The following is a 16,363-nucleotide window of genomic DNA, read 5'->3' as shown; positions in this document are numbered from 1 at the left end:
TTTATTGCAGTTTTAGTGCTGAAAAGCGTAACTTTTTGCTCACAATTTCGTCACATTGCGCTAGAATTGCCAGCCAAATTTTCATCCTGCGAACAAGTCTGGTTGCGAAAACTGATGCATACAGTTGAGAAGATTGGCGGCACCTCTATGAGCCGCTTCGAAGAGTTGATGAACACCATTCTGGTGGGCAAACGTCAAACGCCTGAAGAGCTGTACAACCGAATTTTTGTGGTGTCAGCCTACAGTGGTATTACCAACAATCTTCTTGAGCATAAAAAATCGGGTGAACCCGGGGTCTACGCCCGTTTCGCCAACGCTGAAAGCGAAGAGGCCTGGGCAGAAGAACTGAACAAAGTTCAGGTGCGCATGGAAGAGATCAATGCGGAACTGTTTCCGGATGCTGAGTTTGAACGCAATGCAGCAGACAGCTTTATCATCCAGCGCTTGAATGATGTACGCGACTGTATGAAGAGCCTGCAGCACCTCTGTACCTATGGCCACTTCCAGTTGGAAGAGCACCTGATGAAGGTGCGCGAAATGCTGGCATCCATCGGTGAAGCACACAGTGCTTACAACTCTGTACTGGCGCTGCGCAAGGCCGGCATTAATGCCCGTTTTGTTGATCTGACCGGATGGCACATGGAACAGCCATTGCCGTTTGAAGAGATGATCGCTAAAAACTTTGCAGATGTAGATATCAGTTCAGAGCTGGTGATTGCCACCGGTTACACCCATTGTGCCGAAGGTCTGATGAAGTCCTTTGACCGTGGTTACAGTGAAATGACCTTCAGCATGATTGCCACTGTGACCGGTGCGGCTGAAGCGATTATCCACAAGGAGTATCACCTGAGTTCGGCCGATCCGATGCTGGTGGGCTCTGACAATGTTGTTACCATTGGCGCGACCAACTATGACGTTGCCGATCAGCTCTCCAATCTGGGCATGGAAGCGATTCATCCAAAAGCAGCCAAAGGTCTGCGCCGTCAGGGTGTGGTGCTGCGCATTAAAAATGCGTTTGAGCCTGAGCATGAAGGTACCACCATCACGCAGGACTACCACAGTGTTACGCCACGCGTTGAGATCATTGCCGGCCGCAAGGATGTTTTCGGCATTGAGATCTTTGATCAGGAGATGCTGGGTGATGCCAAATATGATATCGAAATCTCCAAATTGCTGGCCCGTCTGAAACTCTATGTGGTGAATAAAGACGCTGACGCCAACAGTATCACCTACTACGTGGCGGGTTCGCGCAAGATGGTGAATCGCGCTGCACGCCTGATGGAAGAGATGTATCCGGAAGGCCAGATTCGCCTGCACAACCTGGCGATTGTCTCTGCCATCGGTTCTCATATGAAGGTAAAAGGTATTCTGGCACGTACAGTGACTGCGCTGGCCGAGGCTGATATCAACGTGATGGCGCTGCATCAGTCAATTCGTCAGGTTGAGATGCAGTGTGTGGTCAGCGAAGAAGACTACGAAAAAGCCGTGATTGCTCTGCACTCTGCGTTGATTGAAAACGGCAGCCGCGGTATTACATCCGCTGCCTGAAACCAGACCCAACCGGGCAGACGTTACCTGCCCGGTCTTCATTGCATCGCTCTGTCAGGTTAACCCCATGGGTTATCCGCCTCGGTTACTCCGCTCTGCTTGCCTGAGGTTTTAACTGCGGGTAGACTGCGCGACCTGTTTTATTTTTGATCAGTGGTTCTCATGTCCAATATTGTTGTTGCCGCCCTGTATAAATTTGTGACGCTGGAAGATTATCAGGCCATGCGTCAGCCATTGCTGGATTTCTGCCTTGCGAATGAGATCCGGGGCAGTCTGTTGCTGGCCTATGAAGGTATCAATGGCACGGTAGCTGGTACTCGTGAAGCCATTGATAATCTGCTGGTTTATCTGAAATCTGATGAGCGTTTCAGTGCGCTGGAGCATAAAGAGTCCTTCACGGATGCACAGCCTTTCTACCGCATGAAGGTCAAGCTCAAGAAAGAGATTGTGACCATGGGAGTTGATGGCATTGATCCCAATAAAGTCGTGGGCCGTTATGTTAAGCCCCATGACTGGAATGCGTTGATCAGTGACCCTGATGTTCTGGTACTGGACACACGCAACGATTACGAAGTCCAGATCGGTACCTTTGCCCATGCCGTGGACCCGGATACCAAATCCTTCCGCGAGTTTCCTGAGTTTGTGCGTGAGAACTATGATCCGGCCAAACACAAGAAAGTTGCCATGTTCTGCACCGGCGGTATTCGCTGTGAAAAAGCCTCAGCGTTTATGCTGCATGAAGGGTTTGAAGAGGTGTATCACCTGGAAGGCGGCATTCTGAAATACCTGGAAGAGGTGCCGGCTGAGCAGAGTCTTTGGCAGGGCGAGTGTTTTGTCTTTGATAACCGTGTAGCGGTGGATCATACCCTGGAGTCGGGTCGCTATGATCTCTGCCATGGTTGCCGTCGACCCATTACTGAAGCCGATAAACAGTCGCCGTTTTATGAGGAAGGTGTTTCCTGTCATCAGTGTCATGATGAATTGACCGATGAGCAGCGTAAACGTTTTCGGGACCGTGAAAAGCAGGTCAAACTGGCTGCAGAACGGGATGAAGTTCATATCGGTCTGACTCAGACAAAGGCAGCTAAAACGGTCAGTTGAAAGCTGAGACAGCCAAAAAGAAAAAGAATCGTGAGAATTAAGATATAAAAATGCTGCTTTGCAGCATTTTTTTTAGTTGTTTTTTGTAATTTAACTACGTGTTTTGAAAAGGATATTTAATTTTTGATAAATAATTGATCTGAACTGATGCGACCTTCGTAGCATAAAACTAGTGCTTTAGAGCAAAAAACAGCCTATAGTGAAATTGTTGGTTAATTTTTGGTCAAAGCAACATCACCAGAGCATCTTTACTAGATGATCAGGGGGAGGAGGTTGACTATGCGGGAGCTCTTAAAGTCTGGCGCGATACTCGGGACTGTATTTTTTTTACAGACCGCTCAGGCCCTTACCTTTACACCACAGGGTGTAGCAGGTGAGCAGCATGTTGCGCACGTATTGAATGATCAGATCAAACCCAACCTGATTCACCTGCCTCCGGATGAGCAAAAACGTCTGGAACATGTAGAGATTACTGTGTCTACCCAGCTACGGTTATCTGGCATGGCGCTGTCGCTGGCCGAAGATAAACCCGAGATCATGATCAATGCTGAATATTTCCAGGGTCTGGAAAATTATGTTGAAGCTTATCTGATAGGGCGTTACACCCAGCAACCTCACCTGCCAGAGCAGTATATGAATTATTATTTCTGGCACACCCATCCGGTGTTTGACGGTCCGGTACCCAAAGCGCCGATGACCTGGGCCGGTTTTCAGCCAGCCGATCGCATTGATTTTCTTGAAGCGCGTGATCAGTTATTGGCAAACGCGGTGCTGGATCTGCTGCTGCATGAAATCGGACATCACGCCAAAGATGCGTTCTATCACTACCGTGCTTCTCAATATATGAAACAGGAAAAAGAGGAGCAGGCGGATCGTTGGGCGCGCCAGTTCAGAGCCAATTATCTGCCAGATGAATCTGAATTGGGTCGTCTGCTCAGTATTGGTTTTATCTTTGAGCGTGATCGCTGGTCTCGTTTGGCGGATGATGGCTACCACCCTCGTTTACTGGAGTGGGTGGTTGATAATGCCTATGCCCAGTGTGAAGATGCGGAACAGATCGATACCCTGGCCTTCTGCAGCGAATTGAATGCGAATGTTGATAACTATTCATCAACCGAAAAAGCTGAGAATGCGTACCGAGCAAGGGTTGAGGCAGGTGAAGCCTATGCCAGTTTCCCGCTCGCGCTGATTCTGCTGCAGGAGCAGAATATCCGTGCTGCCTGTCGCCATTTTGAGTCGAGTTTACGGGTTGCGAATGTCTCGCGTGCCGCGTTCTATATGGGGCAGTGTTATGAGGAGGGGATGCTGAAACCAACCCCTCCGGACAGCAGGGTGTTGGCATTACTGGCATATCAGGATGCAGTACAATACGGCTATTCAGATGCCCAGGAATCGATAGAGCAACTCAGATGAATGAACGAGTCACCGGTGAAATGGATGAAGTTAAATCCCCCTGTATCCGCCACTGCTGTTTGGATGAAGCGGATATCTGTCTGGGTTGTTTCCGGTCACTGGACGAGATCACCGGCTGGTGGGAGGCGGATCAAACCACTCGTCAGGCGATTGTGCTGCGCGCGGAGCAGCGTCGTGAGCAGCATATCTCGCGATATGCCTGACACCGATTAAGCGTAGATTTTTTTAACCCGCTGAGTAATCCCGGTAAACAGCGTGTAGGGAATGGTCCCTGCATGTTCTGCCACAATGCCTGCATTCAGGTTTTCACCCCAAAGCTCTACTTTGGCACCTAAACCAACATCTGGTCGGTCTGTCAGGTCGACGGTCAGCATATCCATTGAGACCCTGCCCACCAGTTGTGAGGGTTTACTATCAACCCAGACTGGAGTGCCGTTACCGGCATGTCGCGGGTAGCCATCAGCATACCCCATCGCTACAGTGCCAATACGCATCGGTTTATCACATACCCAGGTAGCGCCATACCCTACGCTGTCGCCAGGTTCCAGATCGTGGATGGCGATCACTTCAGACTGCAGGGTCATGGTGGTCTGCAATGGCTGCGACAGCGGCTCTGACATGGCAAATGGGCTGGCACCATAGAGCATAATGCCCGGACGCTGCCAGTCACCGTGGCTGGCCGGATGTGCCAGGACGGCTGCTGAGTTAGCGATGCTAATCGGCAGTTGCAGAGTGGCAGCCAACTGACGGGCCGCTGTTATCTGTTGTGCATTCATTGGGCTTGATGGCTCATCTGCACAGGCAAGATGGGTCATCAATGTCATCTCAGCAATCTGAGGCAATTTTTGCAAACGGGGGAAAAGTGATGTCAGCTCTGCTGCGTTAAAGCCCAGACGGTGCATGCCGCTGTCCAGTTTCAGCCAGGCATGTAAGGGTCTGGATAATGTTGTACCGGAGAGGATTTCGACCTGTTCCCGGCAGTGCAGGGCGCACCAGAAATCCATGTCAGCGATAATGGGCAGTTCATCCGGGGTGAAAAAACCTTCAAGCAGCAGAATCGGTTTTTGAATGCCGGCTGTCCGCAGCTCAATGGCTTCTTCAATACAGGCGACGGCAAAAGCATCGGCTTCATGCTCCAGTGCCTGCGCGACCTGAACAGCACCATGTCCGTAGGCGTTCGCTTTGACTACAGCGAGAGTGCCCCGGTTGTGTCCCAGGTTTTTTGCCAGACGATAGTTCTGACGAATGGCATCAAGATGAATGATGGCTGTTGCGGCTCGGCTCATGGATGCTCCGCAGTCCTCGCGGGTACAAAAAAGCTGTATCAGAGTGCCAGTAACAGGCACGGTATGCCAGAAAAACAACACCCGGCGCAGCCGGGTGTTGATATGCATTAATCAATCAGGCCGTAATCGTGACGCAGAATTTCAATAATTTCTGCTTTCGGATTATCCGACAATGGGATCTTGGCGCCGGTGATCTTTTCCGCGATGCCAATATAGGTGGCCGATACATCCAGCAAAACGGATTCTGGCAGAGCATTATCACGCGCCAGAGCCTGACGTTCTGGCATGCGGTCCTTGTTCAGCAGGATATCGGGGTCCGGGAAGTGGTTCAGCAGTAACTGACGGAAACCTTCTTTGGAGTTTTCGATAATCTTGCCATCGCGGTACGCCGTACCGTCCCAGATACGGGAAGAGTCAGGTGTGCCCACTTCATCCATATAGATCAGTTTTTCCTGACCGGAAGCATCAGTGACATAGCCAAACTCAAATTTTGTATCGACAAAAATCTGATCCAATCCTGACAGGGCATCACTGATCAGGTCAAAACCATCACGCAGCAGCTTCTCATACAGGTTAATGTCGTCGGCGTTGCGGAAGTTAAACGCAGCGAAATTATTTTCAATGTCCTGGCGGGTGATGTTGACATCATCCACTTCAGGTACGCCCGGAATGCCTTTCAGAATGCCTTTAGTCGATGGAGTGATTAACAGCTCAGGCAATTTCTGATCTTTTTCCAGACCATCAGGGATATGGATACCGCAGAATTCACGCTCACCCTTAGAGTAGCTGCGCCACATGGAGCCAGTGATGTACTGACGGCAGATCGCTTCAATCATCACCGGACGCGCTTTCTGAACGATCCAGACAAAGGGATGGGGAATATCCAGAATGTGGCTGTCGGCCAGGCCATTTTCCCGGAACAGTTTGAACCAGTGGTTAGAGATGGCGTTCAGCGCAGCACCCTTGCCTGGTACACCGTTCATGCCACCTTCACCGTGCCAGATGCAGTCAAACGCAGAGATGCGATCACTGATCACCATGATTGCCAGCGGCGCATCTTCAGCCACATTGTAGGCTTTCTCTTTAATCAGGCGACGGCTGTCAGCTTCAGTGAGCCAGTAAACGGAACGAACTTTGCCGCTGTGAACAGGTTTGTCTGTCCGGATAGGCAGGTCGTTGTTAACAGCGAGAACTTTATCTGCAAGGCTCATAAGGGAATCCTGTGTCCTTTGTCTTGGAATATTCACCGGTTTTCCTTTAAAGGACCGGCATGTGTGAGTGCTTAATCAGGTTTAACGGCTGTGCTTTTTGGCATCTTTCATTAAACGGCTGATATCCAAACCCAGCTCAGAAGCCATCGCTTCAAGATCAGTGCCCGATCGGGGCGGTAATCGGGACAGCGATTGTTTCTGATGTTTTTTTGCTTCTACTTTGCGCAGCAGCTGCTGTTCAAGTTCATCCAGTTGTTCCAGGGATAGATCTGACAGTCGGGACAGAAGTTGTTCTTCGGTCATAAAGGTTAAGCTGCTCTCCGCCGTTGGAAGTCAATCATGCTTGATCGGTGGCCGTAGGATGGCCTGAAAGGTGTCGTATTTTATCCACTTTAAACGCCGATCGCCAGCGTGATTGATGCTTAATTAACCACTGATTCTTAATCAAAACCTTGATGATCTGTAAGGTTTTTATCCTGGGAGCATGCGGGATTTTTTGAGAACGCTATACTTTTCGGCAGGGAAAGGATTCTGACAATTTGTAGATGAATTCTATTTGAAAATTTTTACTTTTTTTATAAAAAGATGCAGGAAAAAATTATTGCGTTGGGTGATGTTTTTAATATACTTCGCCACATAATTAACCTCTCTCTCCGTGGGTTTCTCCTACGGTTTTCTCTGTCCCAATTTATTACTCAAGTGGTAACGCGCTGATGAAATTACCGGATTATTTCAGTCCTGATGCTGTGCAACGTATTGCTGAACTGGCCGAGACCCATGAAACGCCATTTCTGGCGTTGGATCTTAGTGTTGTTGAAGGCAAATACCAGGAACTGAATGCTGGATTTCCCCATGCAGAAATTTTTTATGCGGTTAAAGCAAACCCCGCCAACGAGGTAATTGAGCGTTTAGCGGCATTGGGTTCAAACTTTGATATTGCCTCTCCGCAGGAGCTGGACAAGGTACTGAAGTTTGGTGTGAGCCCCGACCGCATCAGCTATGGTAATACCATCAAAAAACGTTCCGCTATTCAGTACTTTTATGAGCGTGGCGTGCGTTTGTTTGCTACGGATTCTGAGGCAGACCTGCAAAACATCGCCAAGTATGCACCGGGTTCTGATGTATACGTGCGTGTGCTGACGGATGGCTCTGAAGGTGCGGACTGGCCGTTGTCGCGGAAATTTGGCTGCAACCCTGAAATGGCAGTAGAACTGCATGTTATGGCGCGTGATCTGGGATTGAACCCTTACGGGGTATCTTTCCATGTCGGTTCTCAGCAGCGTGATATTGACGTGTGGGACGGTGCGATTGCCAAGGTAAAAGTTATCTTCGACCGTTTGAACAGCGAGCATGATATCCGTCTGAAAATGGTCAATATGGGCGGCGGTTTCCCTGCAAATTACCTGCAGAAAACCAACGAATTTTCTGTCTATGCACAGGAGATCAGCCGATTCCTGCAGGAAGATTTCACTGAAGAGGTACCGCGTATCATTCTGGAGCCGGGCCGTTCTCTGGTGGGTGATGCGGGTGTAATCGTGTCTGAAGTGGTATTGATTTCACGTAAGTCTTCGACCGCGCTGGAGCGTTGGGTGTATACCGATATCGGCATGTTTAACGGTTTGATCGAAACTGTTGGAGAGTCGATTAAATACCCTATTGGCACGTCGCGTAGTGGCGAAGAAGAAGAGGTGATTCTGGCTGGGCCAACCTGTGACAGCATGGACATCATGTACGAAAATCACATGTACCCGCTGCCGTTGTCTCTGGAAATTGGTGACCATATCTACTGGTATTCAACCGGTGCTTATACCACCAGCTACAGTTCAATCGAGTTCAACGGCTTTCCTCCGCTGAAATACTACGTGCTTTGATCCCCGTCAGCCCACGTTCGATAGATTGTCGAACGTGGGCACAAACTACTTTTCATTGCTCTACTTCCTGTTAAGCTGTTGAATAAACGACTTGTTATAGGGAGTGTTGAATGTCGCAACTTCAATGTCGTTATGAAGGTTTACTGGGTGCCTGCGGTGAGAGCATCCTGATTCTTGAGATGCCAAGTACCATTCTGGGGTGTTCAGCTGGTGACAGCCAATGGCTGAAACCAGATGCGCTGATTGGGCGGCAACTGGACGCTATCTTCCCCGAATCCTTTGCCGCAGAGCTGGTCAGCATGGCAGTTCAGGCCTCCAGTCGTGGTGAAGTGATCACCAAAGAGCTCGAGCTTAATCCCAAGGGCACTGCAGTGCTGGAACAGCTTGGTCTAAACCAGATCACGTCATACCGTGTCCGTTGTTTGTCTGCTGAAGACGAGATTATCGTTGCCTTGCAGGACATTACCGAACTGAAAAGCCTGCGTCGCATGTCGTCCGGACAAACTCAGCGCGACACCTTAACCGGTTGTTTTAACCGCCGTGCGTTCCGTCCGGTGCTGGAGCAGAGCGTTGCTCTCGGAATGCGATACGATGCACCGTTCAGCGTCATGTTGATTGATATCGACAGGATGGGGCAGATCAACGATGAACATTCCATGGACATGGGTGATAAGGTGCTGCAACAGCTGGTAACAGCGCTTGAGGCAACCAAACGTACTTCGGATTTTCTGGCCCGATACAATGAAGATGAGTTCATTATGCTGATGCCGGAAACGCCGCTTAACAATGCGATCTCCGCTGGTGAGCGGGTGCGTAAGTTACTTGAAAGTTTGCAGGTGAAACACGAAGGGCGTGCCGTCAATTTCACGGTCAGTATCGGTGTTGCCACTATGACGGGTGATCAGGCTGAAACGGCGGATACACTACTGGGTCGGGCAGGGCAAAATCTGTTTGTGGCGCAGGAAAGTGGTGGTAACCGGGTTGAGTCTGATGAGTTTGAGGATTAACCCGAAGGCGATTGCTAATCCGCGAATATAATAATTTGCGGATTAGCCGGTTTTCAAAATAGAGGAACTGTCGGTTCCTGAGCCGCGATAGTTACCAGCGCTCATAATTTCCCACTGATTACCGTAATGATGCAGGTAGGCATAACAACAACAGCACTTATAAAGCGTACTATCGTTCAGCTGGCTGATTTTCTTCAACGCGGGATGAGGCTGGTCCTGAAGCACAAGGTTGTAGCAAAGTGTGCAAGCGTCTTCCATTCTATCCTCCATTGGTTCTGGCAACTTTCTGGCCATGATTTGGCCTGCCAAAACACCAAGTAAAAATCCCTTTTACAGGGGGTACTCCTTACCGATATTGCTTATATTTAGCACAGCGGCGGCAATTTTGATCTAGGAAAAAAACTGATTTTTGTTGCGCCTGCTGCCAACTCGTTGATTTTACGTAGCCGGGGCGGGTTTGGTTCTTTTGGCCAATACGTTAAAATAAATATTCTTTTTAACCTGGCGTAGCGATACAAGGTTACAGGCTGGCAACAATTACCTGTTAGATCTCTTCGGCGCGTCTTCTATAAAAATATGGAATAACATCATGCAAATTGCTCAGAATCACGTCGCGCTGATCCACTACACTCTTAAAAATGATGCTGGCGAAGTGCTCGATTCTTCCCAGGGTCAGGAACCACTGCCATTCATTTGTGGCGCGCAGAATATCATTCCGGGTCTGGAAAATGCGCTGATTGGCAAAGTGGCTGGCGATAAACTGGATGTACGTGTTGAGCCTGAAGAGGGCTACGGTCAGGTACGTGAAGATCTGATTCAGAAAGTTGATCGTGCCAATTTTCAGGGCGTTGATCAGATCTCTGTTGGCATGCAGTTTATGGCAGAAGCTCCTTGGGGCCAGCAGCCTGTAACAGTTGTTGCGGTTGAAGATGATGGCATCACATTGGATGGCAACCACCCGCTGGCAGGTCAGGTTCTGCATTTTGCGGTTGAAGTGGCCGAAGTGCGTGCTGCAACTGAAGATGAACTGTCGCATGGTCATGTTCATGGTGAAGGTTGCCATCACTGATACAGCAGCCTGAAATAAAAAAAAACCGGCAGATGCCGGTTTTTTTGTGGCTGAAAGATGGTTTATGGTGGGTTGAACTGAATCTGACACTCTTATAACCATCAAATCTTAATAGCGCGGTTGTTAGCTGAATTTGATTTTAGGATTTTTGGGTTTCGCCTGTCCGGCCTTATCAGATTGGCTACACTCAATCTAAGCAGTCCATTTTTATTAAAATGACTGTCAATGTGCCTGAAATAAACGCAAAGGAGCGACTCATGAACATCAGTCAATTGAGTGACCTGCAAAAATCCCGGCAGCTTAAAGCGGTCAACTTTATTGAGTCCGGCTGTGGCCCAATGGTGATTGAAATAGAGTTCCAGCGCGATAAAGGTTACCTCAGGGAGCTGATCAAGGATGAAAGTGGTCAGGTTGTCACCTGCACCAATATCACCCAGGGTTACGATATCTGCCACCGAGCAGGTATTCATCATGCAAATCTGGTTCAGATCATTCCACATGATGAAGCCTGTTATTCAGATTATGCAGATTATCACCGCGAAGCGATTCCATTAAGTTTCTGATTTTTCCAGTCTGATTTTGATCTGCCGGCTACCTGTACTTCGTAAAGTCTCTATGCTCTCATTGCATTGACGACAGCAAGGAATGTAGCCGGTGATTACGCACGATATTGATTCAGTAGTACGCGCGGTCAGCAGTGTGCTTTATGGGAAAGAAGCACAAATCCGACTTGCAATCACATGCCTGATCAGTGGGGGACACCTGCTGATTGAAGACCTGCCGGGCATGGGTAAAACCACGTTAGCACATGCGCTATCCCGGGTGCTGGGGCTGGATTATCAGCGTGTGCAGTTCACCAGCGATATGCTGCCAGCCGATATTATTGGTGTTTCAGTTTTTGATCCTGCCACCAAACAGTTTGAATTCCATCAGGGTCCACTGTTTACACAGTTACTGCTGGCTGATGAGATCAACCGTACCACCCCTAAAACCCAAAGTGCATTGCTTGAAGCGATGGAAGAGGCACAGGTCACGGTTGACCGGAAGACTTATCTCCTGCCGGAGCCGTTTTTTGTTATCGCTACCCAGAACCCGGTCAGTCAGTATGGTACTTACCCTCTGCCAGAGTCGCAGTTGGACCGGTTTCTGATGCGCATTCAACTGGGTTACCCCGATGCAAAAGCTGAACGAGTTCTGCTGAAAGGGGGGGATGCGCGGCGCAAAATCTCTGACCTGCCAATCTGTCTTGGGCCGGAAAAACTGAATGAGATCAGAGCGGAATGCTCACAGGTACAAGCATCAGACAGTCTGCTGGATTATTTGCAGCGTCTGGTGCGTTTTAGTCGGGAGACACCCGGTTTTGATTTTGGTATCTCGCCCCGAGGCAGTCTGGCCCTGTTAACCTGTGCCAAAACCTGGGCACTTATGCATGGCCGTAACTATGTGGTACCCGAGGATCTGCAACAGCTGCTGGGGCCTGTCTGTGGTCATCGGTTAAGAGCGGCAGAGGATTACGCGGAACACGGTGGCCATGCCCTCATTCGCCGACTGCTCACTGAAGTTGATGTCGTGGGCTGAAGTAATGTTACCCACTGCAGGGGACGGCACATTTCTCAGCCGATGGATGGCGCGCCGGCGACCAAAATCCCGCAATGTGACACTCACCCATAAGAATATTTTTATTTTTCCAACCCTGGCCGGCTGGTTTTACCTTCTGCTTTGCGTGTTGTTGTTTCTGATTGCGACCAACTACCAGAACAACCTGATTCATGCAGTGGTCTACTTCCTGCTTGCGTTGGGTATTCTGACCATTCATTACACCTTTTTGAACCTCTCCGGTCTGCAAATACGTTTTATCAAAGCTCATGCCTGTTACGCCGGTGAGCTGGCTGAAACAGCGTTTCAACTGGTGCGCAATGGACGCCCCGCTGACACTATCCAGCTTAACTGGCGTGGACATCAGAGCAGTGTGGTCAGCCTTGAACAGGGTGAAACCAGTGTGACTCTGTATAGTCAGACCCAACACAGGGGCATCTATCGCCCCGGTTTACTCTGTGTGTCGACGGTATACCCCTTTGGTTTGCTGCGGGCCTGGAGCTGGCTTGAGCCGCCGGTTGAAATCTATGTGTACCCGCAACCTTTGAAAGGCCGGGCACCCACAGCGGGTGGTGTGGGTGAGGAGGGGCCGGAGATACCGCAGCAGGGAGGTGCAGACTTTACGGGTTATGCACTGTATCAGCCGGGTGCGCCTCTGAGTCAGATTGACTGGAAACAATACGCCCGACGGGGTGAGCTGTTGCTGAAACAATACCCGGAACATCAGGATAAACGCTTATGGCTTAACTGGCAGGACTGGCCGGAGCTGGGCGTGGAACAGCGGCTGTCTGTGATCTGTTACTGGGCTTTGCAGTGGCATCGCGCGGGATTGGAGTATGGGTTATCCCTTCCGGGACAGCAGCTCGAACCAGGTTCCGGTCCGTTGCATCTGCAACAGGTGCTGGAGCGGTTGGCGTCTTTCCCGGCGGCAGGAGGCGCAGTATGAGCACTGCCAGTCAGCAGATCAGCCGTAACGGTCTGTTATGGCAGCTAGTGTGTGTGGCACTGGTGGTATTGCCGCACCTGACACACCTCTCCCTATCCATCACCGGCTTGGTTGTTGTATGTGCAGTATGGCGTTTCTGGGTATGGCGCGGTCGTGGCCGGTTCCCTCACTGGGCCATCAGAGCGGTGCTGGTTTTGATTGCGTTGGTGGTGGTGCTCACGGGCTATCGGTCTGGGGCCGGGATCAGTACTACGGTGGGTCTGTTGATAGCCGGTTTCAGTCTTAAATTGATTGAGCTGCACCGGCGTCGGGATGCACTGGTGATGCTCTATGTTGCCATTATGGTAACAGCGACGACCTTTCTGTTTGACCAGAGTATCTGGACTGCGCTTTATGTCATCTTCACTTTACTGGTGATCATGACCACACTGCTGACCCTCTACAGCAACGCCGAGGGCTCATTCTGGCAGCCTCTCAAAAAAGCAGGCGGGTTTGTCCTACCGGCACTGCCGTTGATGGTGCTGTTGTTTCTGGTTATGCCGCGACTCGGCGCGTTTTGGGAGGTAAGGCTGGATCCGGCCACTGCGCGCACCGGGTTATCTGATTCAATGTCACCGGGGGATATTACCAAGTTGCTGCGTTCGGCCCAGGTTGCATTCAGGGTCAGTTTTGCTGAAGCGCAGCCTGCCCAGAACTCTCTCTACTGGCGTGCCATTGTGTTGCCGGATTTTGATGGGCGGCGCTGGTATAACGCTTCGCGTCAGTCCACCGCTGAACAGGTATCACGAACTGAGTTACAAACCTCCACGGTGCTCAGTTATGAGCTGATTCTGGAGCCCAATCAGAAAAAATGGGTACCTGTACTGGAGACCGTGGTGGGTTATCCCGCCGCGTTAAGTCGGTTGCCTGATGCGACGTTAATGGCAGGTCAGAAGCAATTGTTACGTCAGCAGTATACTCTTCAATCATCTCCCGCTCTGATGCTGAATCCGCAGCGCCTGGATTCGCCTGAACGCTACCTCTCTCTGCCAGATGGCAATCCAAAAGCACGCGCGCTGGCTGCGCAGTGGCGTAGCAGCAACCTCTCTGCCGAAGCGATCATTGAGCAGATTCTGCAACGCTATACAGCCAGTTTTATCTACACACTTGAGCCTCCTGCACTGAGCAATAACAGCATTGATGACTTTCTGTTTGAGACCCAGAAGGGTTTCTGTGGCCATTTTGCCTCGGCCACCACCTATCTGTTGAGGCTGGCCGGGATCCCCGCCCGCGTGGTAACCGGTTATCAGGGGGGGGAGTACAACCCATTCGAGAGCTACTACACCGTCAGGCAGTATGATGCGCATGCCTGGCTTGAGGCCTGGATTGAAGGTCGCGGCTGGGTTCGTATTGATCCAACCGCTGCCGTTGCACCTGAACGGGTGGAGCAATCCGCGGATCAGGCGTTTGCCGGACAACCCGGTTTTCTGGCTGAAAGGCCTTTGTCCGCGTTGTCAGGGCAGGGCAGTCTGCTGGGGGTTATCAGATTACGCTGGGAGGCGATCAATTATGGCTGGCAGCGCTGGGTGCTGAATTACCATCATCAGCAAGCGGGTTTATTACAGGGACTGCTGGGTCAGGTTTCGGTGATGCGCATAGCGCTGCTGCTGTTTGGGCCTTTTGCATTGGTGATTGGTTTTATAATGCTGCGGCAGAAGTTGCGTAGCCGGCTACCTAAGGAGGACTTTGCTGATCGTCAGGTACGGCTGTTATCCGACCATTTTGCTCCAAAGGGGTTAGCCCGTGCTCCCGGTGAAACGGTGCGGCACTATTGTCAGCGTCTATCCGGGGTACTGACCGATTTGCAGGATGAACTGCTGTCCGTCGCAGATCAGTATGAGCGACTGCGCTATGCAGGGCATGTTGATAAGTTGGAGCAGAAAAACCTTGCTGATATCTGCCGCGTCTGCAGACAAAGGGTTTAACCCATCACCGTTGCAATCTGCGTCCTGAGTGCCGGGATCACTGTGCTTTCAAACCAGGGATTCTTTTTCAGCCAAAGCTGGTTACGTGGTGAGGGGTGGGGCAGAGGGAAAAACCCGCTGGGTGCCTCGTTAAAATGTTTGACCCGTTCAGTCAGGGTTTTGGCCGACTGAAGAAATGGCGTTCCGGCCAGATAATATTTCTGAGCGTAATCACCAATCAACAGGGTCAGCTGAATCTGTGGCATCTGCGCAAGCAGCCTGGCATGCCATAAGGGTGCACATTCAGGGCGTGGCGGCAGATCGCCTGATTGGCCTTTCCCCGGATAACAAAACCCCATCGGCATAATCGCGATCCGGTGGGTATCGTAAAATGTTGAGGCGTCCAGCTGCAGCCAATCCCGCAGGCGGTTGCCGCTGGCGTCATTCCAGGGGATGCCTGTAGCATGAACACGGGTGCCCGGTGCCTGACCAATGATCAACAGCCGCGCTGTAGCGCTGGCATAGACCACAGGATTGGGGCCCAGTGGCAGGTGTGCAGCGCACTCACGGCAGTCACGGATTTTTTTCAGCAGTTGGTTGATCTGATCCATTGCTCTGACCTGAAGCCATTTGTCATACTCATCCGTCAGATGACCGATGTGAACATAATGTCTCACCATAAACCGATAGCTGACTTGAAATCTATAGCCTGCACCGTGATCAGAAGCCGCCGAAAAACCGCAAGCCTGCAGGTGACGGCCTCTGGCGTGCAGGTACGCGTACCTTATCAGGTCACTCAGCAGTGGGTTGACCAGTGGCTCGCGAGCAAACAAAGCTGGATTGAGCAGCAATATGCTCGGGTACAGCAGTTTGTGGTAGAGATAGAGCAGGGTGCTCTGCTGCCATATAAGGGCGCATTTCTTGTGCTGAGTTGGGTGCACGGTCAGCGCTCACGCGTGGTATTGCAGGGTCAGCAATTGCTGGTCACTGTAGCTGCCAAGACGGATCAGACTGAAGCCGACCAGGTCCGTGGGATTGTGAAACGCTGGTATAAGAAACAGGCGCTCAGTATTCTTCCTCAGAGGCTCGAGTTCTGGCGACAGAAGCTGCAGAAAGAGATCACTGGCCTGAAAGTGCGTGATTATAAGCGGCGGTGGGGCAGCTGCAGCAGTCAGGGAGAAATTGCGCTTAACTGGCGATTATTGATGGCCTCACCCACGCTGCAGGATTATGTGATGATTCATGAACTCTGCCATCTGGAGCACTTTGATCACTCACCCAAATTTTGGCGGGCGGTGGCACAGCATTGTCCGGAGTGGCGAGTCAGCCGTGAGCAACTGAAGCAGAGAACAGCCTGGATGTACTGGTAGCG

At 50.8% G+C, this 16,363-nt stretch carries 16 protein-coding genes; 12 read left to right on the top strand and 4 right to left on the bottom strand.

Annotation, left to right across the window (positions count from 1 at the left end):
• Positions 1-114: 114 nt before the first annotated feature.
• The 4 genes from P2G53_RS02535 to P2G53_RS02520 all read left to right on the top strand — a co-directional run bounded on the left by P2G53_RS02535 (position 115) and on the right by P2G53_RS02520 (position 4,265).
• On the top strand, positions 115-1,548 hold the full coding sequence (locus P2G53_RS02535; protein ID WP_275813247.1) for an aspartate kinase: 1,434 nt from the start codon (positions 115-117) through the stop codon (positions 1,546-1,548).
• Positions 1,549-1,710: 162 nt separating this feature from the next.
• Positions 1,711-2,649, top strand: coding sequence for a rhodanese-related sulfurtransferase (locus P2G53_RS02530; RefSeq protein WP_275813244.1), 939 nt, complete (start codon positions 1,711-1,713; stop codon positions 2,647-2,649).
• Positions 2,650-2,928: 279 nt separating this feature from the next.
• Complete coding sequence (locus P2G53_RS02525; RefSeq protein WP_275813242.1) at positions 2,929-4,062, top strand: hypothetical protein; 1,134 nt, start codon at positions 2,929-2,931, stop codon at positions 4,060-4,062.
• Entirely contained in the window at positions 4,059-4,265 is a 207-nt protein-coding gene (locus tag P2G53_RS02520; protein WP_275813240.1) for a DUF1289 domain-containing protein, read from the top strand. Before P2G53_RS02525 ends, P2G53_RS02520 begins: the two co-directional genes overlap by 4 nt.
• A 6-nt stretch (positions 4,266-4,271) precedes the next feature.
• Here the strand turns inward: P2G53_RS02520 and alr are convergent, their stop codons facing one another.
• The 3 genes from alr to P2G53_RS02505 all read right to left on the bottom strand — a co-directional run bounded on the left by alr (position 4,272) and on the right by P2G53_RS02505 (position 6,862).
• A complete protein-coding gene (gene alr, locus P2G53_RS02515; RefSeq protein ID WP_275813237.1) occupies positions 4,272-5,348 on the bottom strand; it encodes an alanine racemase in 1,077 nt (358 codons plus the stop codon).
• 107 nt (positions 5,349-5,455) lie between these two features.
• Positions 5,456-6,559 (bottom strand): phosphoribosylaminoimidazolesuccinocarboxamide synthase, encoded by a 1,104-nt coding sequence (locus tag P2G53_RS02510; RefSeq protein WP_275813234.1) that lies wholly within the window; start codon positions 6,557-6,559, stop codon positions 5,456-5,458.
• An 81-nt stretch (positions 6,560-6,640) separates the two neighbouring features.
• Positions 6,641-6,862 (bottom strand): hypothetical protein, encoded by a 222-nt coding sequence (locus tag P2G53_RS02505; protein WP_275813231.1) that lies wholly within the window; start codon positions 6,860-6,862, stop codon positions 6,641-6,643.
• Positions 6,863-7,272: 410 nt separating this feature from the next.
• On the opposite strand from P2G53_RS02505, the gene P2G53_RS02500 reads away from it, so the two are divergent.
• The 7 genes from P2G53_RS02500 (at position 7,273) to P2G53_RS02470 (ending at position 15,012) form a co-directional block, all read left to right on the top strand.
• The gene (locus P2G53_RS02500) at positions 7,273-8,430 is read left to right on the top strand and encodes a type III PLP-dependent enzyme (RefSeq protein ID WP_275813229.1); all 1,158 of its coding nucleotides are present in this window, start codon (positions 7,273-7,275) and stop codon (positions 8,428-8,430) included.
• Positions 8,431-8,540: 110 nt separating this feature from the next.
• Complete coding sequence (locus P2G53_RS02495) at positions 8,541-9,437, top strand: GGDEF domain-containing protein (protein ID WP_275813226.1); 897 nt, start codon at positions 8,541-8,543, stop codon at positions 9,435-9,437.
• Positions 9,438-10,026: 589 nt separating this feature from the next.
• Positions 10,027-10,506, top strand: a complete 480-nt coding sequence (locus P2G53_RS02490; RefSeq protein WP_275813223.1) for a peptidylprolyl isomerase — start codon at positions 10,027-10,029, stop codon at positions 10,504-10,506.
• 257 nt (positions 10,507-10,763) lie between these two features.
• Positions 10,764-11,069 (top strand): hypothetical protein, encoded by a 306-nt coding sequence (locus tag P2G53_RS02485; protein WP_275813220.1) that lies wholly within the window; start codon positions 10,764-10,766, stop codon positions 11,067-11,069.
• Positions 11,070-11,163: 94 nt separating this feature from the next.
• Complete coding sequence (locus P2G53_RS02480) at positions 11,164-12,084, top strand: AAA family ATPase (RefSeq protein WP_275814088.1); 921 nt, start codon at positions 11,164-11,166, stop codon at positions 12,082-12,084.
• Complete coding sequence (locus P2G53_RS02475) at positions 12,038-13,048, top strand: DUF58 domain-containing protein (protein WP_275813217.1); 1,011 nt, start codon at positions 12,038-12,040, stop codon at positions 13,046-13,048. The genes P2G53_RS02480 and P2G53_RS02475 overlap by 47 nt, the downstream gene beginning before the upstream one ends.
• On the top strand, positions 13,045-15,012 hold the full coding sequence (locus P2G53_RS02470) for a DUF3488 and transglutaminase-like domain-containing protein (protein ID WP_275813215.1): 1,968 nt from the start codon (positions 13,045-13,047) through the stop codon (positions 15,010-15,012). The genes P2G53_RS02475 and P2G53_RS02470 overlap by 4 nt, the downstream gene beginning before the upstream one ends.
• Here the strand turns inward: P2G53_RS02470 and P2G53_RS02465 are convergent.
• Entirely contained in the window at positions 15,009-15,671 is a 663-nt protein-coding gene (locus P2G53_RS02465; protein ID WP_345799194.1) for a uracil-DNA glycosylase family protein, read from the bottom strand. The genes P2G53_RS02470 and P2G53_RS02465 overlap by 4 nt on opposite strands.
• On the opposite strand from P2G53_RS02465, the gene P2G53_RS02460 reads away from it, so the two are divergent.
• Positions 15,642-16,361 carry a SprT family zinc-dependent metalloprotease gene (locus P2G53_RS02460; RefSeq protein WP_345799193.1) on the top strand — a complete coding sequence of 240 codons (720 nt, stop codon included), beginning with the start codon at positions 15,642-15,644 and terminating at the stop codon, positions 16,359-16,361. The two genes, P2G53_RS02465 and P2G53_RS02460, sit on opposite strands and share 30 nt — an antisense overlap.
• Positions 16,362-16,363: the final 2 nt, after the last annotated feature.

Origin of the sequence: Neptuniibacter sp. CAU 1671 (genome assembly GCF_029222905.1) — a bacterium.
Taxonomy (GTDB): domain Bacteria; phylum Pseudomonadota; class Gammaproteobacteria; order Pseudomonadales; family Balneatricaceae; genus Neptuniibacter.
Note: the sequence above shows the minus strand (reverse complement) of the source record. Positions and strands in the feature narration are given on the sequence as shown.

What these genes read in the sequence shown, in the direction of transcription:
- P2G53_RS02535 (WP_275813247.1), top strand. Translation starts at nt 115, where the DNA reads ATGCATACAGTTGAGAAGATTGGCGGCACCTCTATGAGCCGCTTCGAA.
- P2G53_RS02530 (WP_275813244.1), top strand. Translation starts at nt 1,711, where the DNA reads ATGTCCAATATTGTTGTTGCCGCCCTGTATAAATTTGTGACGCTGGAA.
- P2G53_RS02525 (WP_275813242.1), top strand. Translation starts at nt 2,929, where the DNA reads ATGCGGGAGCTCTTAAAGTCTGGCGCGATACTCGGGACTGTATTTTTT.
- P2G53_RS02520 (WP_275813240.1), top strand. Translation starts at nt 4,059, where the DNA reads ATGAATGAACGAGTCACCGGTGAAATGGATGAAGTTAAATCCCCCTGT.
- alr (WP_275813237.1), bottom strand. Translation starts at nt 5,348, where the DNA reads ATGAGCCGAGCCGCAACAGCCATCATTCATCTTGATGCCATTCGTCAG.
- P2G53_RS02510 (WP_275813234.1), bottom strand. Translation starts at nt 6,559, where the DNA reads ATGAGCCTTGCAGATAAAGTTCTCGCTGTTAACAACGACCTGCCTATC.
- P2G53_RS02505 (WP_275813231.1), bottom strand. Translation starts at nt 6,862, where the DNA reads ATGACCGAAGAACAACTTCTGTCCCGACTGTCAGATCTATCCCTGGAA.
- P2G53_RS02500 (WP_275813229.1), top strand. Translation starts at nt 7,273, where the DNA reads ATGAAATTACCGGATTATTTCAGTCCTGATGCTGTGCAACGTATTGCT.
- P2G53_RS02495 (WP_275813226.1), top strand. Translation starts at nt 8,541, where the DNA reads ATGTCGCAACTTCAATGTCGTTATGAAGGTTTACTGGGTGCCTGCGGT.
- P2G53_RS02490 (WP_275813223.1), top strand. Translation starts at nt 10,027, where the DNA reads ATGCAAATTGCTCAGAATCACGTCGCGCTGATCCACTACACTCTTAAA.
- P2G53_RS02485 (WP_275813220.1), top strand. Translation starts at nt 10,764, where the DNA reads ATGAACATCAGTCAATTGAGTGACCTGCAAAAATCCCGGCAGCTTAAA.
- P2G53_RS02475 (WP_275813217.1), top strand. Translation starts at nt 12,038, where the DNA reads ATGCCCTCATTCGCCGACTGCTCACTGAAGTTGATGTCGTGGGCTGAA.
- P2G53_RS02470 (WP_275813215.1), top strand. Translation starts at nt 13,045, where the DNA reads ATGAGCACTGCCAGTCAGCAGATCAGCCGTAACGGTCTGTTATGGCAG.
- P2G53_RS02460 (WP_345799193.1), top strand. Translation starts at nt 15,642, where the DNA reads ATGACCGATGTGAACATAATGTCTCACCATAAACCGATAGCTGACTTG.
- P2G53_RS02465 (WP_345799194.1), bottom strand. Translation starts at nt 15,671, where the DNA reads ATGGTGAGACATTATGTTCACATCGGTCATCTGACGGATGAGTATGAC.